Source organism: Pseudorhodobacter sp. MZDSW-24AT (assembly GCF_002794355.1).
GTDB lineage: Bacteria > Pseudomonadota > Alphaproteobacteria > Rhodobacterales > Rhodobacteraceae > Pseudotabrizicola.
Genome location: NZ_PGOI01000003.1, coordinates 265,868 through 292,830, shown reverse-complemented (window position 1 = coordinate 292,830; position 26,963 = coordinate 265,868). Strand labels below are relative to the sequence as shown.

General features: G+C 59.4%; 22 protein-coding genes and 2 tRNA genes. 20 read left to right on the top strand and 4 right to left on the bottom strand.

The window, feature by feature from the left end; all coding sequences use genetic code 11:
* The first annotated feature begins 37 nt into the window (after positions 1 to 37).
* Together CUR21_RS04760 and CUR21_RS04755 are read left to right on the top strand one after the other, a co-directional pair.
* Complete coding sequence (locus CUR21_RS04760; RefSeq protein ID WP_100195864.1) at positions 38 to 3,727, top strand: vitamin B12-dependent ribonucleotide reductase; 3,690 nt, start codon at positions 38 to 40, stop codon at positions 3,725 to 3,727.
* A gap of 319 nt (positions 3,728 to 4,046) precedes the next feature.
* On the top strand, positions 4,047 to 4,721 hold the full coding sequence (locus CUR21_RS04755; RefSeq protein WP_100195863.1) for a type 1 glutamine amidotransferase domain-containing protein: 675 nt from the start codon (positions 4,047 to 4,049) through the stop codon (positions 4,719 to 4,721).
* A gap of 111 nt (positions 4,722 to 4,832) precedes the next feature.
* Here CUR21_RS04755 and CUR21_RS04750 read toward each other — a convergent pair.
* Positions 4,833 to 4,922, bottom strand: a tRNA-Ser gene (locus CUR21_RS04750).
* A gap of 261 nt (positions 4,923 to 5,183) precedes the next feature.
* Here CUR21_RS04750 and CUR21_RS04745 point away from each other — a divergent pair.
* From CUR21_RS04745 to CUR21_RS04715, 7 genes are read left to right on the top strand one after another with little or no spacing between them, the layout of a single operon-like run.
* Complete coding sequence (locus tag CUR21_RS04745) at positions 5,184 to 6,011, top strand: SPOR domain-containing protein (RefSeq protein WP_232622684.1); 828 nt, start codon at positions 5,184 to 5,186, stop codon at positions 6,009 to 6,011.
* Between the two features lie 14 nt (positions 6,012 to 6,025).
* Positions 6,026 to 7,192, top strand: a complete 1,167-nt coding sequence (locus tag CUR21_RS04740) for a D-alanyl-D-alanine carboxypeptidase family protein (protein WP_100195861.1) — start codon at positions 6,026 to 6,028, stop codon at positions 7,190 to 7,192.
* 12 nt (positions 7,193 to 7,204) lie between these two features.
* Positions 7,205 to 7,828 carry a dTMP kinase gene (tmk, locus tag CUR21_RS04735; RefSeq protein WP_100195860.1) on the top strand — a complete coding sequence of 208 codons (624 nt, stop codon included), beginning with the start codon at positions 7,205 to 7,207 and terminating at the stop codon, positions 7,826 to 7,828.
* On the top strand, positions 7,828 to 8,955 hold the full coding sequence (locus CUR21_RS04730; RefSeq protein ID WP_100195859.1) for a DNA polymerase III subunit delta': 1,128 nt from the start codon (positions 7,828 to 7,830) through the stop codon (positions 8,953 to 8,955). Before tmk ends, CUR21_RS04730 begins: the two co-directional genes overlap by 1 nt.
* A gap of 9 nt (positions 8,956 to 8,964) precedes the next feature.
* Positions 8,965 to 9,777, top strand: coding sequence for a TatD family hydrolase (locus tag CUR21_RS04725; protein WP_100195858.1), 813 nt, complete (start codon positions 8,965 to 8,967; stop codon positions 9,775 to 9,777).
* Positions 9,774 to 10,589 carry an MBL fold metallo-hydrolase gene (locus tag CUR21_RS04720; RefSeq protein ID WP_100195857.1) on the top strand — a complete coding sequence of 272 codons (816 nt, stop codon included), beginning with the start codon at positions 9,774 to 9,776 and terminating at the stop codon, positions 10,587 to 10,589. The genes CUR21_RS04725 and CUR21_RS04720 overlap by 4 nt, the downstream gene beginning before the upstream one ends.
* Positions 10,586 to 11,524, top strand: a complete 939-nt coding sequence (locus tag CUR21_RS04715) for an AEC family transporter (protein WP_100195856.1) — start codon at positions 10,586 to 10,588, stop codon at positions 11,522 to 11,524. Before CUR21_RS04720 ends, CUR21_RS04715 begins: the two co-directional genes overlap by 4 nt.
* A 16-nt stretch (positions 11,525 to 11,540) precedes the next feature.
* Here CUR21_RS04715 and lipB read toward each other — a convergent pair whose 3' ends face one another.
* Positions 11,541 to 12,233 (bottom strand): lipoyl(octanoyl) transferase LipB, encoded by a 693-nt coding sequence (gene lipB / locus CUR21_RS04710; RefSeq protein WP_100195855.1) that lies wholly within the window; start codon positions 12,231 to 12,233, stop codon positions 11,541 to 11,543.
* A gap of 98 nt (positions 12,234 to 12,331) precedes the next feature.
* Here lipB and CUR21_RS04705 point away from each other — a divergent pair, with 98 nt between their 5' ends.
* The 6 genes from CUR21_RS04705 (at position 12,332) to CUR21_RS04675 (ending at position 18,868) form a co-directional block, all read left to right on the top strand.
* Positions 12,332 to 13,678, top strand: coding sequence for a peptidoglycan-binding domain-containing protein (locus CUR21_RS04705; protein ID WP_100195854.1), 1,347 nt, complete (start codon positions 12,332 to 12,334; stop codon positions 13,676 to 13,678).
* Between the two features lie 132 nt (positions 13,679 to 13,810).
* A tRNA-Leu gene (locus CUR21_RS04700) sits at positions 13,811 to 13,897 on the top strand.
* A 417-nt stretch (positions 13,898 to 14,314) separates the two neighbouring features.
* Positions 14,315 to 15,415 carry an ABC transporter ATP-binding protein gene (locus CUR21_RS04690; RefSeq protein WP_232622683.1) on the top strand — a complete coding sequence of 367 codons (1,101 nt, stop codon included), beginning with the start codon at positions 14,315 to 14,317 and terminating at the stop codon, positions 15,413 to 15,415.
* Positions 15,416 to 15,497: 82 nt separating this feature from the next.
* Positions 15,498 to 16,574, top strand: coding sequence for an ABC transporter substrate-binding protein (locus CUR21_RS04685; RefSeq protein WP_100195908.1), 1,077 nt, complete (start codon positions 15,498 to 15,500; stop codon positions 16,572 to 16,574).
* 71 nt (positions 16,575 to 16,645) lie between these two features.
* Positions 16,646 to 17,908, top strand: a complete 1,263-nt coding sequence (locus tag CUR21_RS04680) for an ABC transporter permease (protein ID WP_100195851.1) — start codon at positions 16,646 to 16,648, stop codon at positions 17,906 to 17,908.
* A 6-nt stretch (positions 17,909 to 17,914) separates the two neighbouring features.
* Positions 17,915 to 18,868, top strand: coding sequence for an ABC transporter permease (locus CUR21_RS04675; RefSeq protein WP_100195850.1), 954 nt, complete (start codon positions 17,915 to 17,917; stop codon positions 18,866 to 18,868).
* 53 nt (positions 18,869 to 18,921) lie between these two features.
* On the opposite strand, the gene CUR21_RS04670 is transcribed toward CUR21_RS04675, so the two are convergent.
* Positions 18,922 to 20,136, bottom strand: coding sequence for a PLP-dependent aminotransferase family protein (locus CUR21_RS04670; RefSeq protein ID WP_100195849.1), 1,215 nt, complete (start codon positions 20,134 to 20,136; stop codon positions 18,922 to 18,924).
* A 323-nt stretch (positions 20,137 to 20,459) separates the two neighbouring features.
* On the opposite strand from CUR21_RS04670, the gene ctaD reads away from it, so the two are divergent.
* The 3 genes from ctaD (at position 20,460) to CUR21_RS04655 (ending at position 23,133) form a co-directional block, all read left to right on the top strand.
* A complete protein-coding gene (gene ctaD / locus CUR21_RS04665; protein ID WP_100195848.1) occupies positions 20,460 to 22,130 on the top strand; it encodes a cytochrome c oxidase subunit I in 1,671 nt (556 codons plus the stop codon).
* Between the two features lie 128 nt (positions 22,131 to 22,258).
* Positions 22,259 to 22,567: a hypothetical protein gene (locus CUR21_RS04660; RefSeq protein ID WP_100195847.1), complete on the top strand. Its 309-nt coding sequence runs from the start codon at positions 22,259 to 22,261 to the stop codon at positions 22,565 to 22,567.
* Positions 22,568 to 22,635: 68 nt separating this feature from the next.
* Complete coding sequence (locus tag CUR21_RS04655; RefSeq protein WP_100195846.1) at positions 22,636 to 23,133, top strand: DUF2244 domain-containing protein; 498 nt, start codon at positions 22,636 to 22,638, stop codon at positions 23,131 to 23,133.
* 66 nt (positions 23,134 to 23,199) lie between these two features.
* Here CUR21_RS04655 and CUR21_RS04650 read toward each other — a convergent pair whose 3' ends face one another.
* Positions 23,200 to 23,658, bottom strand: coding sequence for a GatB/YqeY domain-containing protein (locus tag CUR21_RS04650; RefSeq protein ID WP_100195907.1), 459 nt, complete (start codon positions 23,656 to 23,658; stop codon positions 23,200 to 23,202).
* 180 nt (positions 23,659 to 23,838) lie between these two features.
* Here CUR21_RS04650 and carA point away from each other — a divergent pair, with 180 nt between their 5' ends.
* Positions 23,839 to 24,993, top strand: coding sequence for a glutamine-hydrolyzing carbamoyl-phosphate synthase small subunit (carA, locus tag CUR21_RS04645; RefSeq protein ID WP_100195845.1), 1,155 nt, complete (start codon positions 23,839 to 23,841; stop codon positions 24,991 to 24,993).
* 86 nt (positions 24,994 to 25,079) lie between these two features.
* Positions 25,080 to 26,957: a glycosyltransferase gene (locus tag CUR21_RS04640; RefSeq protein ID WP_100195844.1), complete on the top strand. Its 1,878-nt coding sequence runs from the start codon at positions 25,080 to 25,082 to the stop codon at positions 26,955 to 26,957.
* Positions 26,958 to 26,963 lie beyond the last annotated feature (6 nt).

The window sequence follows — 26,963 nt, the reverse complement described above, 5'->3', positions numbered from 1 at the left end:
GGGTCAAAACCGGGGCCATGCAGCGAGGACAGGGCAGATGAAGATCGAGCGCAAGTTCACGACCGAGGCGACCGGTGCCTATGGGGCAATGGGCTTCACGACGACCATCTCGGAAATCCGAAACCCGGATGGCAAAGTTGTTTTCCGCAACGACGCGGTCGAAATCCCTGAAGGTTGGAGCCAAGTGGCCTCTGACGTTCTTGCGCAGAAGTATTTCCGGAAAGCCGGGGTCCCCGCACGCCTGAAGCGTGTGAAGGAAAAGGGCGTGCCTGAATTTCTCTGGCGCTCGGTCGCGGACGAAGCAGCCCTCGCGCACTTGGCCGAGCATGAGCGCAGTACGGGCGAAACCAGCGCCAAGCAGGTGTTTGACCGCTTGGCAGGGGCATGGACCTATTGGGGTTGGAAAGGCGGCTATTTCAGCGCCGAGTCCGATGCGCGCGCTTATTATGACGAGATGCGCTTCATGCTGGCCCGGCAGATGGCCGCGCCGAACAGCCCACAGTGGTTCAACACCGGACTGCACTGGGCCTATGGGATCGATGGGCCATCGCAAGGCCACTTTTACGTCGATCATGCCACCGGCATCCTCACCAAATCGACATCCGCCTATGAGCATCCACAACCACATGCCTGCTTCATCCAATCGGTCGCTGACGATCTGGTGGGAGACGGCGGCATCATGGATCTGTGGGTTCGCGAGGCGCGGTTGTTCAAATATGGCTCGGGCACGGGAACCAACTTTTCCTCCTTGCGTGGGGAAGGTGAAAAACTGTCGGGTGGTGGCAAATCCTCGGGCCTGATGGGCTTTTTGAAGATTGGCGACCGCGCGGCAGGCGCGATCAAATCGGGCGGCACCACGCGGCGCGCGGCCAAGATGGTGATCTGCGACATGGACCACCCCGACATTGAAGCCTTCGTGAACTGGAAAGTGATCGAAGAACAGAAGGTTGCCAGTCTTGTGGCCGGGTCAAAGGCGCATGAGCTGAAACTCAACGAGATTTTCTCAGCCATCCGGCAATGGGATGGCTCGGCCGAGGATTCGGTCGATCCCGCCAAGAATGCGGCGTTGAAGGCGGCGATCAGAGCGGCCAAGAAAGCCATGATCCCCGACACTTACACCAACCGGGTCCTGCAATATGCAAAGCAGGGCTTCGACAGCATCGAGTTCCCGACGTATGACGTTGACTGGGATTCCGAAGCCTACATCACCGTTTCAGGCCAGAATTCGAACAATTCTGTGCGTGTGACCGATGCTTTTTTGCAAGCGGTGAAAGAGGATGCCGACTGGGCTCTGATCCGGCGCACCGACGGTAAAGTGGCAAAGACCATCAAGGCACGCGCCTTGTGGGATCAGGTTGGCCACGCGGCATGGGCCTGTGCAGACCCCGGAATCCAGTTTCACGATACTGTCAATGCTTGGCACACCTGCCCTGAAGATGGGCCGATCCGGGGATCGAACCCGTGCTCCGAATATATGTTTCTGGATGACACAGCATGTAACCTTGCATCGCTGAACCTGCTGACGTTCTTCAAGAACGGCGCATTCGACGCCGAGGCCTATATTCACGCGAGCCGCCTTTGGACCATCACTTTGGAAATCTCGGTCATGATGGCGCAGTTTCCCAGCAAGGAAATCGCGCAACGCTCGTATGATTTCCGCACCTTGGGCCTTGGCTACGCCAACATCGGCGGGCTGCTGATGAACATGGGCCTTGGCTACGACAGCAAGGAAGGCCGCGCCCTTTGTGGTGCGCTGACCGCTCTGATGACGGGCGTTGCCTATGCGACCAGCGCAGAGATGGCGGCAGAACTGGGCGCATTTCCGGGCTACGCGCGCAATCGTGCCCACATGCTTCGCGTGATCCGCAACCACCGTGCGGCGGCTCAGGGCAGCGGCAGATATGAGGGCGTCAATGTTGCGCCCATGGCACTGGATCACGTGAACTGTCCTGATCAAAGCCTTGTTTCGCTGGCGAAATCATCTTGGGACGAAGCCCTGAGGCTGGGCGAGGCCCATGGTTTCCGCAACGCGCAAACCACTGTTATTGCGCCGACTGGCACCATCGGACTGGTGATGGATTGTGACACCACAGGCATCGAGCCGGATTTTGCCTTGGTCAAGTTCAAGAAACTGGCAGGCGGCGGCTATTTCAAGATCATCAACCAGTCAGTGCCCGCTGGTCTGGAGGCCTTGGGCTATCCATCTCACCAGATCGCCGAAATCGTGGCTTATGCGGTTGGGCATGGCTCTATAGCGCAGGCCCCTGCGATCAATCACACTTCGCTTCTGGGCCACGGTTTTGGTCTCCGTGAGTTGGAGAAGATCGAGGCGGCGTTGCCTTCGGCTTTCGACATCCGCTTTGTTTTCAACCAGTGGACCTTGGGAGAGGAATTCTGCAAAGGCACGCTGGGTATTCCGGCGGAGCGCTTGGCGGACCCCACATTCGACCTGCTGCGGCATCTTGGTTTTACGAAAGCGCAGATCGATGCCTGCAATGACCATGTATGCGGCACGATGACATTGGAGGGTGCACCTTTCCTGAAGCCGGAACATTACGCGGTTTTTGATTGCGCCAATCCTTGCGGCAAAAAAGGCAAGCGTTACCTTTCCGTCGACAGCCACATTTACATGATGGCCGCCGCGCAATCGTTTATTTCGGGGGCGATCTCGAAAACGATCAATATGCCGAACGCGGCAACCATCGAGGAAACGTTGGCAGCCTATGAATTGTCACACTCACTGGGCATCAAGGCAAATGCGCTCTACCGCGATGGATCGAAGCTGTCGCAACCCCTTGCGAGCGCGCTGATCGAAGATGACGAGGAGGCCGAAGAGGTCCTGACGTCGGGCTCGATGCACGAAAAGGCGATGGTGATCGCCGAGAAGATTGTCGAAAAAGTGGTCGTCAAGGAAATCGTCCGCAGCCACAGGGAAAAGCTGCCCGAAAGGCGCAAGGGCTACACGCAGAAAGCGATTGTTGGCGGGCATAAGGTTTATCTGCGCACCGGTGAGTATCAAGACGGTTCCTTGGGCGAGATTTTCATTGATATGCACAAGGAAGGCGCTGGCTTCCGGGCAATGATGAACAATTTCGCCATCGCCGTTTCGGTCGGTTTACAATACGGCGTCCCGCTGGAAGAATTCGTGGAGGCCTTCACGTTCACGCGTTTTGAACCCGCGGGAATGGTGCAAGGAAACGACAGCATCAAAAATGCGACCTCGATCCTTGACTATATCTTCAGGGAACTGGCGATCTCTTATCTGGATCGGACCGATCTTGCGCATGTCAAACCCACTGGCGCATCTTTTGATGATCTGGGTCGGGGTGATGACGAAGGCAAACCAAATGTGGCTCCGGTCAATGACGCCGCCGCAAGCCGCGGACTGGAGGTCTTGCGCCAAATTTCGTCGACAGGCTATTTGCGCAAGCGGCTGCCGCAAGAACTGGTGGTGCTTCAAGGCGGAGTGGGCGCCACCGCGCGTGCCAACGGCACTGACCCCGTTTCGGTCTTGAACACCTTGGTCCCACATGGGCGCGCTGCGGGCTTGGCTGAATCGACCTCCACTTATGCCATGGGAGCGGCCTCGGGGATGGACGCACGCACCAAGGCAAAAATGCAGGGCTATGAAGGCGATCCCTGCGGCGAATGCGGCAACTACACATTGGTGCGCAATGGCACCTGCATGAAATGCAACACATGCGGTGGCACGAGCGGCTGTAGCTAAGCCAAGAGCATAAAAATCATGTGCAAAGGCTCCCTCGGGGGCCTTTTCGCTTTTTGATGCTTGATGCCCCCCTCCTCACCTCATCACCCTACCTGTGATCACCCAATGCATCAGGTTGGGGTCGGGGCTGCGCTTGTGTTTGTCCGATCGCAGCCTATCTCACCACTCGAAGGGAACGAAGCCGCAGGTGTTACGTTCTTGACGGAAGAGCCTGGCCATGAGGGACCCGGCGCTGCTTTTTTGGCGGTTATCGCACGAGCATTCCGGACGTGGCCGACAAGACAAATCCCGCAACACACTGCAAGTAAGGACTTGAGCGATGAAAATTCTAATGGTTTTGACGTCACACGACCGGTTGGGTGATACCGGAAAGAAGACCGGGTTCTGGCTCGAAGAATTCGCAGCCCCCTATTACGTGTTCAAGGATGCGGGTGCCGAGATCACGCTCGCGTCGCCCAAGGGTGGCCAGCCGCCTCTGGACCCGAAAAGCGATGAAGATGACGCGCAGACCGAAGCGACAGATCGCTTCAAGGCCGATGCCGAAGCCAAGGCCCAGCTGGCGCAGACCAAGGTTCTGTCGACCGTTCAGGCGGATGAATATGACGCCGTTTTCTTTCCGGGCGGCCATGGTCCGCTCTGGGATCTTGCAGAAGATCAAGACAGCGTGCGTCTGATCGAAGCCTTCGCGCGAAATGATCGCCCGATCGGCGCGGTCTGCCACGCCCCTGCGGTCTTCCAGCATCCCAAAAACCCCAATGGCGCGCCGCTGGTCGCAGGGAAGAAGGTCACGGGCTTCACGAATACCGAAGAGGACGGCGTGGGGCTGACCGACGTGGTCCCGTTCTTGGTAGAGGACATGTTGAAGAATAATGGCGGCGCGTATGAAAAGGGTGCCGATTGGGCCTCTTTCGTCGTTGTCGACGGCAAGCTGGTGACGGGTCAGAATCCGGCATCCTCGGAAGACGCCGCGCACAAGCTCTTGTCTTTGCTCTGAAGATAATCAGGAGGGGTGGAGTCCGCCCCTCCTAATCTGCTTTCATCGCGCGTGCCGACTTGCTCAGCCCCGACTGTGACGTGCGCGACACTTTTGCCGATGTGAATATTGTGGCGGAAGCGGTGGGATTCGAACCCACGGTACGGTTCCCCGCACGCTAGTTTTCAAGACTAGAGCCTTAAACCACTCGGCCACACTTCCACTCTGCCCCGATTAACGGGGCTTCCGGGCGAATTCAAGCGCCTGTCGTGCGGATTGGTCAACTGTCCGTGTCGTGCTCTTCCAATTACTTCGGATGCCCTTTCCACGCGCCGTGCAGAACGGTATGCTTTGCGCGCAGATTACACTATGGTTCTGGCACGGACCGCTTTAAAAGGCAGGTCTTGCGAAAACAGCGTGGGCCAAACCTGCGCACATCGGGGGCAAGAAATGGCACAGGCAGGAATCAGGTCGCTTATCCTGATGACAGTTGCAAGCACGGCTTTGGCCGCTTGTGTGAACGGCGAGAATCCCTTCAAACGTGATGGCGCAACGACGGATGGGCAAGCCGCTCCGGCGGCCTCGACATCGACGCGGTTGGTGGATCGCGACGTAGAAGCGCCGGAAGTCTTCCAGACAAAGGACAAGGCCCTGTGGGATGGACGCCCCTCTTTGGGCGGTGTTTGGGTCGCGTCGCCCGATGCCAAGGACCCGGAACGGGTGATCATCCGCAACACATCCAACGGTAAGTTCGTCATCGGCGCCCTCTTCCGCCGTGAGATCGAAAATCCCGGGCCCAAGCTTCAGATCTCTTCAGATGCCGCTGCTGCTCTTGGAATTTTGGCCGGGGCACCCGCGGATGTGAGTGTGATTGCCCTGCGCCGCGAAGAGCCCACCGTGACCACCGATGCCTCCAAGCCGATTCTCGACTCCTCTGAAGCGGTCGAAACGCAGTCACTGGACCCGATCGCGGGCGCGGCTGCAGCACTCGACCGGGCCGACGGCCGGCCTGTGTCGCCCACGGTTGTCGCGCCTGTGGTGAGCGCACCCGCCGCTGCGGCGCCGCAACCTGCTGCGGCGGCATCTCCGGCGGCTGGCACCGGGCGCACCATTCAGGTTGGGATCTTCTCTGTCGAAGGCAATGCCACCCGCGCCGTGGAAACACTGAGCAAGGGGGGCGTCACCGCCACGATGCGCCGCGAGGAAAGCCAAGGCAAGGCGCTGTGGTCAGTGACGGCCAGCGGGGATGCTGCGGTCATGACAAAGGTCAAAGGCCTTGGCTTCCCTGACGCCTACTTCTTGAAACGCTGATTGCCGGAGTTCCGATGCGCCCTAAGTTTTACAATCTGCTGCGCCCCGCTCTGACCTTGACCCTGATGCTCGCCGCGTCGGTGGCGCAGGCGTTCGAGACCCGCGCGACAGCGGCATGGGTATATGATGTCAGCACACAGACCGTGCTGATGGATAAGAACGCAGATCTGGCACTTCCCCCCGCCAGCATGTCCAAGCTTATGACCATCAATATGCTGTTCGAGGCGCTGCGTGACGGCCGCGTGACGATGGATACGGCTTTTCCGGTGTCGGCACGTGCGGCCGCGATGGGGGGCTCCACCATGTTCTTGCAGGAATCCGATCGTCCGACAGTCAACGAACTGATCCATGGCATGATCGTCAACTCCGGCAATGACGCTTGCGTTGCCGTGGCGGAAGGGCTGGCCGGAACCGAAGAGGCCTTTGCCGAGCAGATGACCCAACGTGCCCGTGCCTTGGGGATGCAGAACTCTGTGTTCAAAAACTCATCAGGCTGGCCAGCGATGGGGCATGTGATGTCGATGCGGGATCTGGGCATCCTGTCGAAGCGGCTGATCCTTGATTTCCCCGAATACTATTCAATCTTTGCCGAAACGACGTTTGACTACAAAGGCCGTGCACCTGCCAATGCAAACAACCGTAACCCTCTGCTTGCCTTGGGGGTTGGCGCCGATGGGTTGAAGACCGGGCATACGTCTGAGGCGGGATACGGCCTTGCCGGTTCTGCCGCGCAAGGCAACCGACGCGTGATCTTTGTGATCACCGGTCTGGCGACCGAACGTGAGCGGGCCGAAGAAGCTGAGCGCATCGTGTCTTGGGCCTTTCGCCAGTTTGCTGAAAAGACGCTGATCAAGGCCGGTGAGCGGGTGACACAGGCCCCTGTATGGATGGGCGCCACCGACAGCGTGGGACTTGTGCCCGCCGAAGATGTTCGGCTTTTGGTGCCAGCGCTGGTGCAAGAGGGCGCGACCGCTGAGGTGGTTTACACAGGCCCCCTCAAGGCCCCGCTGACTGCCGGCACGCAGGTTGCCGAAATGGTGATCCATATTCCAGACCTGCCAGATGCGCGGGTGCCCTTGGTTGTGGAAAGCGATGTGGCACGTGGTGGCTTTGGCAAGCGTCTGCTGACAGCCGTCGAGTCTTTGCGCGCCCGCTATCTCGATGAGGCGCCCGCCTCTTGAGAGGTGGAGACTATGGCGGGACTTTTTATCAGCTTCGAAGGCATTGACGGGTCGGGCAAATCCACCCAAGCCCGCCTGCTTGCTCAAGCCTTGCAGGTCGCAGGCCATTCCGTAACCCTGACCCGAGAACCGGGAGGAAGCGCAGGCGCGGAAGAGATCCGGCGGCTGGTGTTGGAAGGTGCCACAGATCGCTGGTCTGCCGAGACCGAAATTCTTCTGTTCACGGCTGCCCGGCGGGACCATCTGGAAAAGACCATCCGCCCTGCGCTTGCGCGCGGCGATGTGGTCATAACCGACCGCTTTGCAGACAGCACCCGCATTTTTCAAGGCATCACGCGGGGCGACTTGGCCTCCACGGTCGACGCCCTGCATGCGCTGATGATTGGCGTCGAGCCCGACCTGACCCTGTTGTTTGATCTTGATCCCGCCGAAGGACTTGCGCGCGCGACGGCCCGTGCCGGCGTCGAAATGCGTTTTGAGGACATGGGGCTTGCCTTTCAGTCGCGCGCACGCGCGGGCTTTCTCGCTTTGGCCCAAGATCGCCCACGGTTTCGCGTGCTGGACGGCGCGCGTGCGCCTGAAAAGGTCGCGGAAGAGGTGTTGGACATTGTTCTGGCCGCGATCGGGGGCCACTGATGGCCACAGCAGATCTGCCGCAGCCCGACAGGATAGAGGGCGCACCGCACCCGCGTGAGACGTCGCGCCTCTATGGGCATGACGCCGCAGAAAGCGCCTTTCTGAATGCCTATACCTCAGGCCGTCTGCACCACGCCTGGCTGATCACCGGGCCCGGCGGGGTTGGCAAAGCCACGCTTGCATGGCGCATTGCCCGCTTTTTGCTGGCCACTCCGACAGATGACGGTGGCATGTTCGCGGCCCCCGCGCCAGAAAGCCTTGACATCCCGGCTGATGCGCCGGTGGCGCGGCGCATGATGCAGTTGGCCGAACCACGCCTCTTCTTGCTGCGCCGCGGGGCGAATGACAAAGAAACCGCGTTGTCAGCCGACATTCGGGTCGATGAAGTGCGCAAGATGAAATCGTTCTTCGCCCTTTCAGCGGCAGATGGCGGGCGGCGTGTGGCGATCATTGACGCGGCAGATGATCTGAACACCGGCGCCGCCAACGCGTTGCTCAAGCTTCTTGAGGAACCGCCTGCCGATGTGACCTTTCTGGTCATCGCACATCAACCGCATCGTCTGCTGCCCACGATCCGGTCACGCTGCCGCGAGTTGCGACTGACCGCTTTGGCGCCGCAAGATCTTGCGAAAGCTTTGGAAATGGCGGGCGGCGCTGTAGATCCCGAGGATGTGCAGGCTTTGGGCGAACTGGCGGGCGGCTCTGTTGGTGAGGCGTTCCGGTTGACCAACCTTGATGGGCTGAAGACCTATACAGGCCTGATCCAGCTTTTGACGACACTGCCTCGGCTAGACCGCGGCCGCGCCTTGGCACTGTCGGAGACGGGCGCAGGAAAAGGCGCCGAAGAGCGTTTTGATCTGATCGTGACGCTGCTGGATTTGTTTCTGGCGCGGTTGGCGCGTGCTGGCACCCTGCGCCAGCTGCCCCCCGAAGCCGCGCGCGGAGAGGCCGAGTTGTTTACCCGCCTGTCCCCTTCAGAAAACGCAGCGCGGGCGTGGGCGGATTTGGCGCAAAGCTTGTCGCTGCGCGCCCGGCGTGGCAAGGCGGTCAACCTTGACCCTGCCGCACTTCTGATGGATAGCTTGCTCAAAATCGAAGAGACGGCGGGTCAGCTCGCCCAGAAATGAGCTGTTTTCATGCCCACTTCCCTTCCCGCAGAACTCGTCGACAGCCATTGTCACCTTGATTTTCCGGATTTCGAGGGCGAGATCAGCGAGATACTCCTTCGGGCGCATGAGGCGGGCGTGCGGCGGATGGTGACGATCTGCACCCGGCTGCGGAATGAGCCGAACGTGCGTGCGATCGCGGAAGCGCATGCTTCGGTGTTCTATGCGGCAGGCACACATCCGATGAGCGCGTCCGAAGAACCGATGGCCAGCGTCGATCAATTGGTGGCCTTGGCGCGGCATCCGAAGTTTGTCGGCATCGGCGAGACCGGACTTGATTACCACTATACCGCAGAGAGCAAAGCGATCCAGCAAGACAGCCTGCGCGTGCACATCATTGCGGCGCAAGAGACTGGTCTGCCCCTGATCATCCATGCGCGCGAGGCCGATGATGACATCGCCGCCATTCTGACGGAAGGTTTCCGCGAGCGGCCCTACACCTGTGTCATGCACTGTTTTTCAAGCGGGGAGGCGCTTGCCAAATCCATGCTTGAGCTGGGGTTTTATCTGTCGATGTCGGGCATTGCCGCCTTTCCCCGTTCGCAGGAATTGCGCGATATCTTCGCGGCAGCCCCGGTTGACCGGATTCTTCTGGAAACGGACAGCCCGTATTTGGCCCCCCCACCCCGGCGCGGGCGCCGAAATGAGCCGGCCTATACGGCTTATACCGCGAAGGCTGGCGCTGCCATATTTGGCATGACAGAAGCTGAGTTTGCAGCGCAGACCACGGCCAATTTCGACCGGCTTTTCACCCGCGCGCGCCTGCCGGACATTGCGGCATGACCGACCGGCTGCGCTTTACAATTCTCGGCTGTGGCTCGTCTGGAGGTGTGCCTCGCCTTGGCACCGACGCCCCCGACTGGGGCGCCTGCGATCCTGCCAACCCGAAGAACCGGCGCACGCGCTGCTCTTTACTGGTCGAGCGGATCGGGCTGGCAGGCATCACGCGGGCGCTGATCGACACGTCCCCTGACATGCACGCGCAGTTGCTGGCGGCACAGGTCGGGGTCTTGGATGCGGTGGTGTATACCCATGCGCATGCTGACCATACCCATGGCGTCGACGATCTTCGGCAGGTGGTTTTCAACATTCACCGCCGCCTACCGGTCTGGGCCGACGGCCCCACACAAAATGCCCTTGTGGCGCGGTTTGGCTATGCCTTTGTGCAACCCACGGGCAGCCCTTACCCTCCGATTCTCGACCTCAACACCATCACGGATGATACCCCCTTTACCGTGACCGGGGCGGGAGGCGATCTGACCTTTATACCCTTCCTGTGCGAGCATGGCAGTGTGGATGCGCAGGGATTTCGCATCGGAAATCTTGCCTATCTGCCTGACGCAGTTGCCATCCCCGAGCAGCACTGGCCGATACTCGATGATTTGGACGTCTGGATCGTAGACGCGCTGCGTCGCAAGCCGCACCCCACGCATGCCCATCTGGCGATGGCGCTGGACTGGATTGCGCGGGCGCGACCCCGGCGCGCAATATTGACCAATATGCACAATGATCTGGATTACGCAGTCCTGTCAGAAGAACTGCCACCGCATATCCGTCCTGCCCATGATGGTATGGTGATCGAGATTGCGGCATGACCGCTCTTTTCGACGTGATTTTCCCGGTGTTTCTTGTCATCGGATTTGGATACGCGGCAGCGCGCTTTGGGCTGTTTTCGGACTCTGCGGTGGATGGACTCATGCGCTTTGCGCAGAACTTTGCCTTGCCCTGCTTGCTGTTCCGCTCGATCGCCACGCTGAATCTGTCAGACGCTTATGACACCGGTTTGCTGGTCTCTTTTTATGCCGGCGCTTTCAGCGGGTTCGGACTGTGCTTTGCGGGCGCATATTATGTCTTCAAACGGCCTTTGATCGATTCTGTCGCGATCGGTTTTGCCGGCATGTTTTCCAATACGCTGCTGCTTGGCCTTCCAATCACGGAACGGGCCTATGGCCCTGATGCATTGCAAGGGAACTTTGCAATCATTTCCGTCCATTCGCCCATGCTCTACGCCTTTGGCATCGGGCTGATGGAATGGTCGCGCGCGCGCGGGCAATCCCTTTCCCCGTCTGCGCTGACGCGTCAGGTGCTTCAGGCCATCTTTTCGCAGCCCTTGGTCATCGGCATCCTCTTGGGCTTTGCTGTCAACTTCTCGGGGGTGCCGTTGCCCGGTGCATTCTGGTCTGGGATCGACCTGATGGCACGGGCGGCGATTCCGGCGGCTTTGTTTGGCTTGGGCGGGGTGCTGCTTCGCTACCGTCCCGAAGGGGATCGCGCGACAATCGCGATGGTCTGTGTGGCTTCCTTGATCGTTCACCCGGGCGTCACATGGCTGATGGCGACGCAGATCTTTGCACTGGAGGCCGCAAGCTTGCGATCTGCTGTTGTGACGGCGGCGATGGCGCCGGGTGTGAATGCCTATCTTTTTGCGCATCTTTACGGGGTTGCAAAGCGCGTCAATGCGTCTGCGGTGCTGATCGCCACAGCGCTTTCGTTTGGTTCAACCTGGATGTGGTTGGCGATCTTACCTTAACGAGACAAACGGGCGATCATCCCGCGCAAAGGGCCGGGTTGGCCCCATCTGGGCGCAAACCACCATCAGGGAAGAAGCGCCCAAAGGTGGATTTCAGGGCCACATCAAGATCGTTCATGGTCACAGGCAGGCCAAGATCGACCAGACTGGTCACACCCCTGTCGCGTATGCCACAGGGCACGATTCCCGAGAAATGCGACAGGTCTGGTTCGACATTGATCGAAATACCATGGAAGCTGACCCAGCGGCGCAATTTGACGCCGATCGCCGCGATCTTGTCTTCTGCTGGCTGACCATCAGGACCTGACCGCTCGGGGCGTGAGACCCAGACACCGACCCGGCCCGGCCGCACCTCGCCGGTGACGTTGAACTCCGCCAAAGCGGCAATGACCCAGTTTTCCATCGCACGAACGAAACACCGCACATCCCGGCCCCGTTCACCAACATTGAGCATGACATAGACCACGCGCTGTCCGGGCCCGTGATAGGTGTATTGCCCTCCCCGCCCCACTTCATGCACCGGAAAACGGTGAGGATCGGTCAGGTCCTGCAGGCGCGCGCTGGTCCCTGCCGTGTAGAGGGGCGGATGTTCCAAAAGCCAAATCGCTTCGGGAGCGTCGCCCCGCGCAATCGCATCGGCGCGCGCTTCCATGGCGGAAAGCGTGTCCAGATAGGGCGCGAGGCCGGGAAGATGGTGCCATTCAAGCATGCAAAGCCTTCGGTTCGGAAAAAACAACTCGTCAGATCGCAAGATCGTGATAGCCTTTTCTTCACCTGTATTGAGTCTGTGGTTTTGGGAGAGTTGGGATGAAGTTGAAAGGAATTGCAACAGCGGGAATCATTCTTGGCCTTGGCCTTTCACCCGCGGACCCGGTGCACGCAGATGCCGGTGATGCAATCGCAGGCGCGCTGCTGGGTGGTATCATCGGTCATGCCATCGCGAAAGATCAGCAAAATCGGCGTGTGACGACGCAAAGGCGGTCGACCAAATCCTCAAATGGGATTTCTGCGGCGCAGCGCGAAAGCAACCGCGAAGTGCAGACGGCGCTGAATCATTTTGGCTATCCCGTGGGCACCCCCGATGGTGCGATCGGTCCCAAAAGCCGGGGTGCCATTTCCAGCTATCAGGCGACACTGGGCTATCCGGCGACCGGCCAATTGACGGAATATGAACGCACGGTGCTTGTGACCGCTTATCACCGCGCGATTGCGGGCGGGCCGATGGTGGCGCAGGCGGTGACGACACATCCGATGGGGATGCGCGGCCTGCTGCTGATACAGCGCGACGAGATGGCGGGCGTCCCGTCCACCCTTGCGGCAAGTCCCCCTGTTTCTGCGCCTCCTGCAACGCCTCCCTCAGCCGCGGTCGGGGTAATGGCGGCCGCACCTGCCTTGCCTGCTCTTTTGCCAGAAAGCGCTCCGGTCGCAACCGCGGCGGAGCCAAGTTTGCCCAGTTTCATGGGCACCGGCACCGCACAGGTTTCTTTGGCGAGCCATTGCAACAAGATCAGCCTGATGACCAATACCAACGGCGGCTATGTGACCGAAGCAAGCATGACGGATCCTGCATTTGCGCTGGCCGAACAGTTTTGTCTGGCCCGCACCTATGCCATGGCTTCGGGCGAAGAAATGGCAAGCAAGGTTGCGGGGTTCACGCCGACGCAAATCACCGAACAATGTGCCGCTTTTGGTCCGGTCCTTGCCGATCACGTGAATGCCCTTTCGGTCAAGACGCGCGACGAGGTTCTGGCTGGCGTGAAGGCGTTCATTCTTGCATCAGGCATGTCGCCCGCGCAGATGACCGGGACCGCAAAGGTCTGCCTTGGGGTTGGATACACAACCGATGCGATGACGGTTGCCGTAGGTTCAGCCTTGTTGCTGACCGCAATGGGCGAGCCAGCCTATGCCGAACTGCTGGGCCATCACCTCTCGCAGGGCTATGGCGCATCTTTGCGCCCGGAACTGGCGTTGGATTGGTATGACATGAGCTTGACGGCCATGGGGCAAGGACAGGCGGTGTTTGCGCCCGGGATCAATGACCGGAGTGCCATCATACGAAAAGCAGCCTACACAGCTGCCGGTCGCGCGGAAACGATGGCTCCGGCGGCACCGGCTGTGTCGGTTGGCATGCCGAAATTTGCGCTTTCCCCCTGACGCAAATTGTGACGCGCACAGGGGCGTTTACATGCCTTTCTGGGCCGCGCACGAAAAGCGAAGGAAGATGTGAAAAACCCTCTTTCCTTCGCCGCGCGGCTTCGCTACAAGCGCCCCATCCAAGTCGTGTCTGCGGATGTGGCGGAATTGGTAGACGCGCAGCGTTGAGGTCGCTGTTCCTTAACCGGAGTGAAAGTTCGAGTCTTTTCATCCGCACCACGACTTGGTTAGCATCGAAAGAGCGCCCCTTTAAAAGGGCGCTCTTTTGCTTTTGCGGCCTGCCTTTTGTCTAACGGCATGCAGGCGCGATCTGTTGTGAAAAACCTGATAGACTTTTGGTCATCAGGGCCCGCTGCGACATGGCCTTACGCTGTCCAATCTGGTCTTCGGCCGCATGGGGATGCGGGGGGGCGATGCGCCATGTGTCGCCCTGCCCTGGCAGATCGGCGGCGCGGCGGAGCGGACCCACAGAGTGCCGCAAGAGTCGGCGAAAGCGGCGCAAAATGACTGATTTTGCCGCATCCCACATGCGATGCCTGTTTCGACGACATGCCAGTTGCAATGCGAAGTGGCTTTGGCTTTAGTCGACATAACAAGTGCAGAAAATCTGCCGGACCACATGGGGAGAACAGCGCGGTGAGCGAAAGCCACACGGACGCCTTCGTTGCCTTTGACCGGGTGCAAAAGAGCTATGACGGCGCGAGCCTTGTTGTCAAAGACCTTAATCTGAACATCGCAAAAGGTGAGTTTCTAACGATGCTTGGGCCATCAGGCTCGGGCAAGACCACCTGCCTGATGATGCTGGCTGGGTTTGAAACAGCAACCAACGGCGAGATCCGACTGGATGGGGTCAACATCAACATGGTCCCCCCCCACAAACGGGGCATCGGCATGGTGTTTCAGAACTATGCCTTGTTTCCGCACATGACTGTGGGAGAAAACCTTTCATTCCCGTTGGAAGTGCGTGGGATGACCAAATCCACGCGCGAGGAAAAAGTCGCGCGCGCGCTCGACATGGTGCAGATGGGGGCTTTCATCAACCGTCGCCCGGCGCAACTTTCCGGGGGCCAACAACAGCGTATCGCCCTTGCCCGTGCCTTGGTCTTCGACCCCAAACTGGTCTTGATGGACGAACCGCTTGGCGCGCTGGACAAACAGTTGCGCGAGCATATGCAGTTCGAGATCAAGCACTTGCATGAAAGTCTGGGGATCACCGTCGTTTATGTGACGCACGACCAAGGCGAAGCCCTCACGATGAGCGACCGGATCGCCGTGTTCAACGACGGGCGCATCCAGCAGTTGGCGCCGCCCGCCGATCTGTATGAACGCCCCGACAACAGCTTTGTCGCCGGGTTCATTGGGGAAAACAACAAGCTGCCCGGCACGATCGAAGCGCTTTCGGACGGCAAGGCGCTTGTGCGGCTGGCTACGGGTGAATTGATTGACGCAACCCCTGTAAACGTCACGCAAAAAGGCCAGAAAACCCTTGTTTCGATCCGGCCCGAGCGTGTGGAATTCAAGCCCGAGATGATGCCAGCTGGCGCGCATATGATTGCGGCGGAAGTGCTTGAGGTGATTTACATGGGCGACATCCTGCGGGCCCGGCTCCGCGTCGCTGGTTCCGATGACTTTGTCATGAAGATGCGGAACACCCTTGGCCAGACGCGTCTGAGCCAAGGAGATCAGCTGAAGGTCGGGTGGCACCCGCAAGATGCGCGCGCGCTCGATCCGCTCTGACCCCATCCTCCTTCAAAAAGAGGACATGCCGCGCAATGCGGCCAACAGAACCACCAAGAAAAGATCAACATGGGAGACTGCAATGAGAAAACTTCTTGTCCTGTCTACAGCGCTTTCGGGTTTTGCCGTCGCGGCATCTGCACAAGAGATCGCGGTCATGTCTTGGGGCGGCGCCTATGCGACGAGCCAGATTGAAGCCTACCACAAACCTTTCACGGCGCAGACAGGGATCACCGTCGTCAACGTCGATGCGGATAACCCCGCCGCCCCGATCAAAGCTCAGGTCGAGGCGGGCAATGTCACGGTCGACGTGGTCGATCTGGAATATGCAGATGCCGTGCGTCTGTGTGATGAAGGGCTTTTGGAGGTGCTGGACCCGTCCATTCTGTCACCTGCGGCCGATGGCACCGCTGCGATGGATGATTTCCTGCCGGGCGCAGTGACCGACTGTTTCGTCGCCACGATCGTTTTCTCAACGCTTTACGCCTATGATGAAAGCAAATACCCCTCTGACCCGCCCACGACCATCGCAGATTTCTTTGACACCGCGAAATATCCCGGGAAACGCGGCATGCGCAAAGGCGCCAAGGTCAATCTGGAAATGGCCCTGATGGCGGACGGTGTCCCGGCCGATGAAGTTTATGCGTTGCTGGAAACACCGGAAGGTGTGGAGCGGGCGTTTGCCAAGCTGGGAACCATCAAGAGCGACGTGATCTGGTGGGAAGCCGGCGCACAACCCCCGCAGTTGCTCGCCGATGGCGAAGTGGCGATGACGACGGGCTATAACGGACGCTTCTTCGCGGCGACGGTGACCGAGGGCAAACCCTTCAAACAGGTGTTTGATGGTCAGGTCTATGAATATGACGGCTATGCTATTCCAAAGGGTGCGCCCAACATGGACTTGGCCAAGCAGTTCATTACCTTTGCCACAACCACGCAGGCCTTGGCAGATCAAGCAAAATGGATCGCTTATGGCCCGGCGCGCCAGTCTTCCGGCCCGCTGGTGGGCATGTTCATGGATGGCAAGACCGAGATGGGCCCTTACATGCCAACGGCTGCCAACAACCTCACCAATGCCCTGCCCTCCTCCTATGAGTTCTGGGTCGACCGGGACACCGAGCTGAACGAGCGCTTCAACGCTTGGCTGGCGTCGAATTGACGTGATGGTGGGGCGGCGGGTTGTCGCCGCCCCACCGTTCAGCTCTTTCGCCAGATCAAGAGGAAATCAGGATGGCTGACAGTTCTGCACCGGCCGGAGGTCTGCTGACAACAAGCGATGGGAGGTCGCTTAAATCGGCTTTGGCCAGCGCTCAGAAACGCGCCAAGCGGCGGGCCTTCTTGCTGGTCCTGCCCTTGTTGGCCTTCATTGTGATCACTTTCATCGTGCCCATCGGGCAGTTGATGCATCAAGCCATCTACAACGACGGTTTTTCCGCCAACATGCCACGCGTGACGGCATGGTTTGCCGAAACCCCGCCCGGCACGCCACCAGACGAAACCGCGTGGGAAGCGCTTGCGCTCGATCTCAAGGATGCGGCAGCGGCCCGCACCGTTGGGGTGGTGGGGACACGGGTCAATTACGAAATGTCAGGAACGAGATCACTCTTCACCTCGACAGCTCGTGCAGCCAGCCGATTTGAGCCGCCTTACCGCGAGGCATTGTTGGAAGAAGACGCAAAGTGGGATGATCCCGTGCTTTGGGGCACCATGCGTCAGGTGTCCGACGCCTACAGCGCCAACTTCTTCCTTGCGGCCCTGGACATGACGCGCGACGTGAATGGCAAGATCGTTCCCATGCCGGAAGACCGACAGATCTATGTCAGTCTGTTTCTCAAGACCTTTCTTCTGGCTGGGCTCATCACCTTCACCTGCTTTGTGCTTGGCTTCCCGATTGCACATCTGCTGGCCACCTTGCCGATGCGCTGGTCCAACTTGTTGATGATCTTGGTTCTGCTGCCGTTCTGGACTTCGCTGCTGGTGCGGACCACCAGTTGGATGGTTCTGCTGCAACAGCAAGGCGTGGTGAACAACAGTCTGGTATCGCTGGGCCTTATCAGCGAGGACGGGCGAATCCAGATGATCTACAATCAAGCGGGGACGATCATCGCAATGACCCACATCCTGCTACCCTTCATGATCCTGCCGCTTTACTCCGTGATGCGGCCGATCCCGCCGTCCTATGTTCGTGCGGCCCGCAGCCTTGGCGCGACAAGCTGGACCGCCTTCCGCAGGGTCTATCTGCCACAAACCCTGCCCGGGGTCGGTGCGGGGTCTTTGTTGGTGTTCATTCTGGCGGTCGGATATTACATCACGCCCGCTTTGGTCGGCGGGGCGTCGGGGCAACTCATTTCCAATCTGATCGCATTTCATATGCAAAGCAGCCTGAACTGGTCGCTGGCCTCGGCGCTTGCCGCGCTTTTGCTGGGCGCGGTTCTGGTACTGTATTGGCTCTATGATCGGCTGGTCGGCATTGACAATCTGAAGCTGGGGTAAGCCAACATGTCTCTTCCCGTCTACGCCTCACCGCTTGAGCGCATCTGGCATTACACCCGGCTGGTCATTTGCGGCTTGATCTTTCTCTTCCTGATCGCGCCGATCCTCATCATCATTCCGTTGTCCTTCAACGCCGAACCGTATTTCACGTTCACCGAAAAGATGCTCGCGTTTGACCCGAGCGGTTATTCGCTTCGGTGGTATGATCTGCTGCTGACACAGCCCGCCATCCCAGCCGATGTGCCGCGCGACAGCGCATGGTGGGCGCAGGTCTGGCGTGAAAGCGCGTGGGTGCGGGCTGCGAAGAATTCGCTGATCATCGGGCTGTTTTCCACCATCGTGGCGACTGTGCTGGGAACCATCGCGGCCTTGGGCCTGTCCCGGCCAGAAATGCCGAACCGCCGGCTGATCATGGCCATTCTCATCTCTCCGATGATCGTGCCCATCATCATCACAGCCACAGGTCTTTTCTTCTTTTATTCAAGCCCTTGCGCGCTGATTGCATGGACGGGGCTCTCGCAATACTGCGGCCGACTGACCAGCAGCTATGTGGGGGTCGTCCTTGCCCATGCCACATTGGGCATCCCATTTGTGATCATCACGGTGACCGCCACCTTAATTGGTTTCGACCAATCCTTGAACCGCGCCGCTGCCAGCTTGGGTGCCCCCCCAACCACGACTTTTTTCAAGGTCACGATGCCGCTCATCCTGCCGGGGGTGATCTCGGGGGCCTTGTTCGCTTTCGTCACGTCCTTTGATGAAGTGGTGGTGGTGCTCTTCGTGGCCGCGCACGACCAACAGACCATTCCCCGGCAGATGTGGAACGGCATCCGTGAACAGATCAGCCCTGCCATCCTTTCCGTCGCGACCATTCTGGTGGTGATCTCGATCGCCATGCTGGCCACGCTGGAGATTCTGCGGCGGCGGTCTGAGCGGATGCGCGGCTTGAGCCCGCAGTGACACAAAACAAAGGGGCGGCGCGCGGCAATCGCCATGCGCCGCAGCCTTGAAAATCAGGCCAACTCACGCGCAATCAAGGCGCCGAGCCGGCGGATCCCTTCGTCAATGGCTGCCGGATCCGCGCGCGAGAAGCTAAGCCGGATCGTGTTGCCGCCGGAACCGTCGGCGAAGAAAGCCCGACCGGGCACAAAGGCAACCCGCTCCGTCTGGAGCGAGCGGGCAAGAAGTTCGGCACCATCCATGTGTTCGGGCAAGGTGATCCAGACGAACATGCCCCCTTCAGGACGTGTCCAGTTCACCCCAGCTGGCATTTCGCGTTCAAGGGCCTTCAGCATATGATCCCGGCGGGATTTGTAGACATCGCGCAAACCCGCCACATGGGTTTCGAACACGGCGGCGGCAACATCGGCGATTGCCATCTGGTTCAGGGTGGACGAGTGCAGATCTGCCGCCTGCTTCATCAAAACCAAGCGGCTGATGACTGTGCTTGCGGCGCAAACCCAACCCACCCGCAAGCCCGGTGCGAGAGTTTTGGAGAAAGAACCACAGTAAACCGTTCGGCAGGCTTCGATATCGCCTTTGCGCGCAATTTCCAGCGCGAGAATCGGCGGCACTGCATCGCCATCGAACCGAAGCGCTTGATAAGCCGCATCTTCGACAATGGCGATCTCCAACTCATCGGCCAGTTGCAGCACGCGTTCTCGATCGGCCCGGGCAATGGTCTCGCCGGTCGGATTGGCGAAATCGACGGAAAGGTAGGCAAATTTAACAGAACCTCCCTTCTCTTCAGCCTTTGCGGCATACTCGGCTGCACCGCGGTTTTCGCGCGGATCCAGACGATCATACTCTGGCTCATAGGCATTGAATGCGCCCAAGGCGCCCATATAGGTCGGCCAGTTCACCAGCACGGTGTCCTTCGGGCCGATCATCAGCTTGCCCAGATAATCCAGCGCTTGCTGCGAGCCAGAGGTGATCAAGATGTTGTCGGCCGCACAGGGGATGCCCAATCCTGTCATATGATCGGCGAGCCACTGACGAAGCGGAAGATAGCCTTCGCTCACCGAATACTGCAATGCGGTGTCGGCTTTGCCCGGAGCAAGCGTCGCGGCCAAGGCCGCTTGAAACGCGGGCACAGGGAAGAGCGCAGGATCAGGAATACCTCCGGCAAAAGAAATGATGTCGGGTTGATCCAGGAGTTTCAGGAGTTCGCGAATTTCAGAGGCCTTCATGCGCCCCATGCGCGGTGCCAGAACCTGTTCCCATTGCATGACGAAAGTCCTCCCAGGGCTGCATGCGGTGCGCAGGAATTGCCCACCCCTCAAGGCCGCACCCTGCCAACCCCGCCGAGGCAAGTCAATAATGCTGACCAATAGCGCCGAACCGAAAGATCGCCCTCCCCGAGCGGTGCAAAGAACATCCGGGCGATGGCTGTGCGGTGCTCGAAAGCGGCGGATTTCAAGGTGGTGCGACATTTGCACTTGATCCAGATCAAATTCCCCCGTTGCCGCGACTGGTTTGGAAAGCTATGACAAAAGATGAATGTCCGACTCCAAGCGTCGGACGATCGCTATAACAAGAACGGGAGACGCCAATGGCGGACGCAGCCATCCATGGCCACGACCAGGATCAGCGTGGGTTCTTCACCCGCTGGTTCATGTCGACCAACCACAAGGACATCGGGATCCTTTATCTCTTCACCGGCGGGCTCGTCGGCCTGATCTCTGTCATCTTCACCGTGTACATGCGGATGGAGTTGATGGAGCCCGGCGTCCAATACATGTGCGCCGAAGGCGCGCGGCTTTTTGCGACGACCACAGACCAATGTACGCCGAACGGTCATCTGTGGAACGTGCTGATCACCGGGCACGGCATCCTGATGATGTTCTTCGTGGTTATCCCGGCGCTGTTTGGCGGTTTTGGTAACTACTTCATGCCGTTGCAGATCGGTGCGCCCGACATGGCGTTTCCGCGACTGAACAACCTGAGCTACTGGTTGTTCGTGGCCGGCACCGCCTTGGCCGTGGCTTCGGTCTTCTCGCCGGGTGGCAACGGGCAGCTCGGCTCGGGCGTGGGCTGGGTGCTTTACCCGCCGCTCTCGACCAATGAAGGCGGCTACTCGATGGATCTTGCGATCTTCGCGGTTCACCTTTCAGGTGCGTCGTCGATCCTGGGGGCCATCAACATCATCACCACCTTCCTGAACATGCGTGCCCCGGGCATGACCATGCACAAGGTGCCGCTGTTCGCCTGGTCGATCTTCGTGACCGCCTGGCTGATCCTGCTGGCGCTTCCGGTTCTGGCGGGTGCGATCACCATGCTGTTGACCGACCGCAACTTCGGAACCACCTTCTTCCAGCCGGAAGGCGGCGGTGACCCGATCCTGTATCAGCACATCCTGTGGTTCTTCGGGCACCCGGAAGTGTATATCATCGTGCTGCCAGCCTTTGGCATCATCAGCCAAGTCATCGCCACCTTCTCCCGCAAGCCGATCTTTGGCTATCTGCCGATGGTCTATGCGATGGTTGCGATCGGTGTTCTGGGCTTCGTCGTCTGGGCGCACCACATGTACACGGTCGGCATGTCGCTGACCCAGCAGTCCTACTTCATGCTGGCCACCATGGTCATCGCGGTGCCCACCGGCATCAAGATCTTCTCGTGGATCGCCACCATGTGGGGCGGCTCCATCGAGTTCAAAACGCCGATGCTCTGGGCCTTCGGCTTCCTCTTCCTCTTCACCGTCGGCGGTGTGACCGGGATCGTCCTGTCGCAGGCGGGTGTGGACCGCGCCTACCATGACACCTACTACGTCGTGGCGCACTTCCACTATGTGATGAGCTTGGGTGCCGTCTTCGGGATCTTCGCGGGGATTTACTACTGGTTCGGCAAGATGTCGGGCCGTGAGTTCCCGGAATGGGCTGGAAAGCTGCATTTCTGGGCGATGTTCATCGGTGCAAACCTGACCTTCTTCCCCCAGCACTTCTTGGGCCGTCAGGGTATGCCGCGCCGTTACATCGACTATCCGGAAGCCTTCGCTTACTGGAACTACATCTCGTCGCTGGGTGCGTTCCTCTCCTTCGCTTCGTTCGTGTTCTTCATCGTCATGTGCTTCTACGCGCTGAAGTTCGGCCGTCGTGTGACCCAGAACAACTACTGGAACGAATACGCAGACACGTTGGAATGGACGCTGACGTCGCCTCCTCCAGAGCACACGTTTGAGCAGCTGCCCAAGCAGTCTGACTGGGACAAAGGTCACGCTCACTAAACGATTGAAAGTCTTGAAGGGCCCCGGAAAAATCCGGGGCCTTTTGCTTTGGTCAGAGGTCGCTTTGACCCGAGCGGCAAAGTCGGGGATACTGCTGTTACAGTTTCCTCAGAAGGACGTGCCCCTGGATGGCCATTCGCCTGCCCCTTGCCCTGATATGCCTGCTTGCCGCCTGCGTTGCCCCTGCTGACCCAGTGCCGGAACACACCGCGCCGCGCGATGTCGTCGTGCACCGCTTCACTGTCGACCGGGCCTATACGCTCACGGACAGCCGCGAATTGGCGTTTCGAGACCAGATTGCGGCTGAAGCTCAGAACATTTGCGGCTTCTCCGGGTTCAGTCTTTTCTCATCACGCCCCGTTGGCGTTGAGGTGGTCGCAGAAGATTTTCTCTATCGCCAGCATGATGTTGAAATCACCTGCGACAACGGGACCTGAGCATCGCTTTGACAATTTTGCGACGCGCCTTATCCTTGGCGTGCAAAGCAAGAGGACAGCGCCGCGCAATGCCCTATCAGTGGCTCCCCTCCGACATCACCCGAGCAGACGTCCGCCAGCTTCGCCTGTGGCCATATCGCTCGCTGCCGCGAAAAGGGTTTGTCTGGTTCATTGGGAGCACCTGCACCCTGATTGCCCTCCCGCTTCTGGCCGTCTTGGGCTCCCCGGTTCTGTGGGGGTTATTGCCGTTTCTGGCACTCGCGATCGGCGGCATCTGGTTTGCGCTGCAACGCAGCTATCGTGACGGCGAGATTGTCGAAGAGCTCACCCTGACAGCCGAGCAAGTAACCCTCACCCGCCATGGTCCACGCGATCAGCATGCCGAGTGGCAAGCGAACCCGCACTGGGTTCGCGTAGAGGTGCACGAGACCGGAGGGCCTGTGCCACAATACGTCACGCTGAAAGGGGGGCCGCGTCCGGTTGAGATCGGAGCATTTCTCTCTGAAGAAGAACGCGTGGCGCTTTCTTCAGAACTGCGCGCCGCATTCGCCGATAACCGAGGCTGAGCCCAGCCTTGGATGCAAGGCGCGAAGCCTTAGCGTCTCGGGCTGGCCTGTCCACCTGCACCGAAATCAGAACAGGCGTGCTTTAACCATCGGCCCCACGGCGCCAAAGTCCATTTGCCCGGTGTACTTGCCCTTCAGCAAGGCCATCACCTTGCCCATGTCACGGATGCTGTCCGCTCCCAATTCCGCAACCGCAGCGGCGACGGCCGCTTCGACCTCAGCGGCAGAGAGCTGTCGAGGCAGAAATTCCTCGATAACCCTGACCTCGGCCAGTTCCTTTTCGGCCAGCTCCAGACGACCGCCCTCTTCATAGGCACGGGCTGATTCTTGCCGCTGCTTCACCATTTTGCCGAGGATCGCCAAAATATCGCCCTCGCCCACCTCAGCGTCACTGCTCTCTCCGCGCGCCGCAATCTCCCGATCCTTGATGGCGGCGTTGATCAGCCGGAGCGTGGAGAGGCGATCTGCCTCTTTCGCCTTCATCGCCTCTTTCAGGGAAATCTGCAGACGTTCGCGCAGCGACATGGAATTGCTTTCCTTTAGGAACAGTTGGAGGACACAATACTCGGTATCGCTGACAAGAACAACCACCGGCAATTTAGACAAGCCATTGTATTTGAAGGACATTCCTTTTGATACTAAGTCTTGACCCCGCGCAGCTTCCCCCGTAGGTTCCGCCCAATTTGCCAATTGGGAGTCGCCACCATGCCTGCTCAGCAGAAAGCTACCGCCTGCCTTGCTCTGGCCGATGGCACGGTGTTCTACGGAATGGGTTTCGGCGCAGTTGGCGAAACCGTCGCAGAGCTTGTGTTCAACACTGCGATGACCGGATATCAAGAGATCATGACGGACCCGAGCTATGCAGGTCAGGTGGTCACGTTCACTTTCCCCCATATCGGCAACACCGGTGTCACCTCCGAGGATGACGAGACTGCCGAGCCTGTCGCTGCAGGGATGGTGGTGAAATGGGACGTGACCGAGCCGTCGAATTGGCGCGCCACTGGCGAGTTGAGCGATTGGCTTGTCAAGAAAGGTCGCATCGGGATCGGTGGGATTGACACGCGGCGGCTTACGCGGGCCATTCGTCAGCAGGGCGCACCTCATGTTGCCCTCGCCCACGATCCGAATGGCAATTTTGACATTGAAGCGCTGGTCGCCCGCGCGCGTGGTTGGAAGGGTCTTGTCGGCCTCGATCTGGCGAAGGGCGTGTCCTGCACACAGTCCTACCGCTGGAACGAACAACGCTGGGCGTGGCCCGAGGGTTACACCCGTCGCGAAGGCGAAGGCCTGCGTGTGGTCGCCATCGACTACGGTGCAAAACGCAATATCCTGCGTTGCCTTGCGTCGGCCGGTTGTGACGTGACCGTTCTGCCCGCCACGGCAACAGCCGAAGACGTTATGGCACTGAACCCGGAAGGCGTGTTCTTGTCCAACGGACCGGGCGATCCGGCCGCGACGGGTGCTTATGCCGTGCCGATGATTCAGGGTGTTCTGGAGAAAGATGTTCCTGTCTTCGGGATCTGCCTCGGACACCAGATGCTGGCCTTGGCGCTTGGCGCAAAGACGGTGAAGATGAACCACGGACATCATGGGGCGAACCATCCGGTGAAAGACCTGACCACCGGAAAGGTGGAGATCACCTCGATGAACCACGGCTTCACGGTCGACAGCCAGACCCTGCCTGCGGGTGTTGATGAAACGCATGTTTCTTTGTTCGACGGGTCGAACTGCGGGATTGCTGTGGCTGGGAAGCCAGTGTTTTCAGTTCAGTATCACCCAGAGGCCAGCCCCGGTCCTCAAGACAGCTATTATCTGTTCGAACGGTTCGCGCGCGAGATGCAGGCCCGTCGGTCGGCCTGAGGCCTGATTGACTGCTGTGGCCCGATCTAATTTAACCGTGCGTTAATCATCATCTTGGATCCTCGGTCGGCGATAGCCGAGGATTCATGGCACAGATTTTCTTGTCCCCCCGTTCTGTCTCTTTGCCCGACGGTGCCATAAAAGGCGCATCGGTCTCTGGCGAACGACAGCAGGATACCTTGGCCCTGACGCTTTTGCGAGGCGGCCTTGTGCAGGGCGACGATATGATCCGCGCCCTCATGTTGCAAACATACCATCGGCGCCCGGTCAGCGATATCTTGCTGGCACGCAAGGCCTTGCCGACCGAAAGGTTCTACACCGCCCTCGCCCAGCGTTGGGGAACACAGGTGATCGATCCGGTTACGGCGCCCCCGGATATCCGCCTGATTGATCAGTTGGGCGCGGTCACGTGCCTTCGCCAATCCGTGCTGCCGTGGCGAAAGGCGGGCGGTGCAACCATCATCGCAGCGTCCGACCCTCAAGATTTCGCCGATCAGCGTGAGCTGCTGACGCGGATTTTTGGCCCGGTTGCCCTAGCCATCACCACACCCTCTGCGCTACGCGACAGTCTTTTCAATCTCCGCGGCCGGCAACTGGCCCATGCAGCGGAAACACGGGTTGCACCTGTTGACAGTTGCCGCACGCTTTCCGGCACTGCCCTGCGGCGCCTGTCGCTGCTCGTGGCCTGTTGCCTCGTGATGCTTTCGTTCGCGTGGCCCGCATTGGTTCTGTGGGTCATGACCGGCTGGACATTTCTGACCCTGCTGCTAACCGCCTTGCTAAAGGCTGCCTGCGGCTTGGCCAGCAAATGGCGCCGTGTTCAAAAGCCGGCTTTTCAAGGGCCGCCCCCTGCCCCCGCAGTCTCGATCATCGTTGCGCTTTATGGAGAGAGCGACATCGCCGGAAGGCTCGTGCGACGGCTTGGAAAGCTCGAGTATCCGCGCGACAGGCTTGACATCGTGTTGGCTGTGGAAGCCGAAGACCAGAAAACGCGCAGCGCTTTGGCCAAGGCGGATCTGCCGCCATGGATGCAGATCGTTGTGGTCCCCAAGGGGCAGATCAAAACGAAGCCACGGGCGCTCAACTTCGCGGTCGACCATTGTCGTGGGTCGATCATCGGTGTTTACGATGCCGAAGACGCGCCAGAACCCGATCAAATCCTCAGGGTGGTCGAGCGTTTCTCGCAGCTTGGGCCAGAGGTCGCCTGCCTGCAAGGCGTGCTGGACTTCTATAATCCCAGCACCAACTGGCTCTCCCGTTGCTTCACCATCGAATATGCGACGTGGTTTCGTCTGATCTTGCCGGGCCTCGCGCGTCTTGGGCTGCCGATCCCCCTGGGCGGCACGACCTTGTTTTTCCGGCGCGAGGCGCTTGAGCGGCTTGGAGGATGGGATGCGCATAATGTGACAGAAGACGCTGATCTTGGCATACGGCTGTATCGTCACGGCTACCGAACAGAGCTGATCGACACGGTCACGGGCGAAGAAGCCAATTGCCACACCCTGCCTTGGATCAAGCAGCGCTCACGCTGGCTGAAGGGATATATGATGACTTGGGCAACCCACATGCGTGATCCGGTTAAACTGTGGCGCGATCTGGGGGCATGGAAGTTTCTGGGCTTTCAGGTGCTCTTGCTTTGCACGCTCTCGCAATTCGTCTTTGCCCCCCTCCTCTGGTCTTTCTGGTTGCCTTGGTTCGGGGTCTCGCACCCGATTGCGGATGCCTTACCCCCTGCGCTGATCTTGTTCCTGTTAGGGCTTCTTCTGATCACCGAAGTGATCAATCTCACCCTCCACCTCTGCGCCCTGCACATCTCAGGCCATCGGTTCAGCCGTTGGTGGGTGCTGATGATGCACGCCTATTTTCCTTTGGGTGCGTTGGCGTCTTACAAGGCGGCATGGGAAATGGTGCGTAACCCATTTTATTGGGACAAAACGATGCATGGAAGGTTTGACCCGATCTGACCCTAA

Bases quoted from the DNA above. Each gene is read 5' to 3' on its own strand.
- CUR21_RS04760 (WP_100195864.1), top strand. From the start codon at position 38: ATGAAGATCGAGCGCAAGTTCACGACCGAGGCGACCGGTGCCTATGGG.
- CUR21_RS04755 (WP_100195863.1), top strand. From the start codon at position 4,047: ATGAAAATTCTAATGGTTTTGACGTCACACGACCGGTTGGGTGATACC.
- CUR21_RS04745 (WP_232622684.1), top strand. From the start codon at position 5,184: ATGACAGTTGCAAGCACGGCTTTGGCCGCTTGTGTGAACGGCGAGAAT.
- CUR21_RS04740 (WP_100195861.1), top strand. From the start codon at position 6,026: ATGCGCCCTAAGTTTTACAATCTGCTGCGCCCCGCTCTGACCTTGACC.
- tmk (WP_100195860.1), top strand. From the start codon at position 7,205: ATGGCGGGACTTTTTATCAGCTTCGAAGGCATTGACGGGTCGGGCAAA.
- CUR21_RS04730 (WP_100195859.1), top strand. From the start codon at position 7,828: ATGGCCACAGCAGATCTGCCGCAGCCCGACAGGATAGAGGGCGCACCG.
- CUR21_RS04725 (WP_100195858.1), top strand. From the start codon at position 8,965: ATGCCCACTTCCCTTCCCGCAGAACTCGTCGACAGCCATTGTCACCTT.
- CUR21_RS04720 (WP_100195857.1), top strand. From the start codon at position 9,774: ATGACCGACCGGCTGCGCTTTACAATTCTCGGCTGTGGCTCGTCTGGA.
- CUR21_RS04715 (WP_100195856.1), top strand. From the start codon at position 10,586: ATGACCGCTCTTTTCGACGTGATTTTCCCGGTGTTTCTTGTCATCGGA.
- lipB (WP_100195855.1), bottom strand. From the start codon at position 12,233: ATGCTTGAATGGCACCATCTTCCCGGCCTCGCGCCCTATCTGGACACG.
- CUR21_RS04705 (WP_100195854.1), top strand. From the start codon at position 12,332: ATGAAGTTGAAAGGAATTGCAACAGCGGGAATCATTCTTGGCCTTGGC.
- CUR21_RS04685 (WP_100195908.1), top strand. From the start codon at position 15,498: ATGAGAAAACTTCTTGTCCTGTCTACAGCGCTTTCGGGTTTTGCCGTC.
- CUR21_RS04680 (WP_100195851.1), top strand. From the start codon at position 16,646: ATGGCTGACAGTTCTGCACCGGCCGGAGGTCTGCTGACAACAAGCGAT.
- CUR21_RS04675 (WP_100195850.1), top strand. From the start codon at position 17,915: ATGTCTCTTCCCGTCTACGCCTCACCGCTTGAGCGCATCTGGCATTAC.
- CUR21_RS04670 (WP_100195849.1), bottom strand. From the start codon at position 20,136: ATGCAATGGGAACAGGTTCTGGCACCGCGCATGGGGCGCATGAAGGCC.
- ctaD (WP_100195848.1), top strand. From the start codon at position 20,460: ATGGCGGACGCAGCCATCCATGGCCACGACCAGGATCAGCGTGGGTTC.
- CUR21_RS04660 (WP_100195847.1), top strand. From the start codon at position 22,259: ATGGCCATTCGCCTGCCCCTTGCCCTGATATGCCTGCTTGCCGCCTGC.
- CUR21_RS04655 (WP_100195846.1), top strand. From the start codon at position 22,636: ATGCCCTATCAGTGGCTCCCCTCCGACATCACCCGAGCAGACGTCCGC.
- CUR21_RS04650 (WP_100195907.1), bottom strand. From the start codon at position 23,658: ATGTCGCTGCGCGAACGTCTGCAGATTTCCCTGAAAGAGGCGATGAAG.
- carA (WP_100195845.1), top strand. From the start codon at position 23,839: ATGCCTGCTCAGCAGAAAGCTACCGCCTGCCTTGCTCTGGCCGATGGC.
- CUR21_RS04640 (WP_100195844.1), top strand. From the start codon at position 25,080: ATGGCACAGATTTTCTTGTCCCCCCGTTCTGTCTCTTTGCCCGACGGT.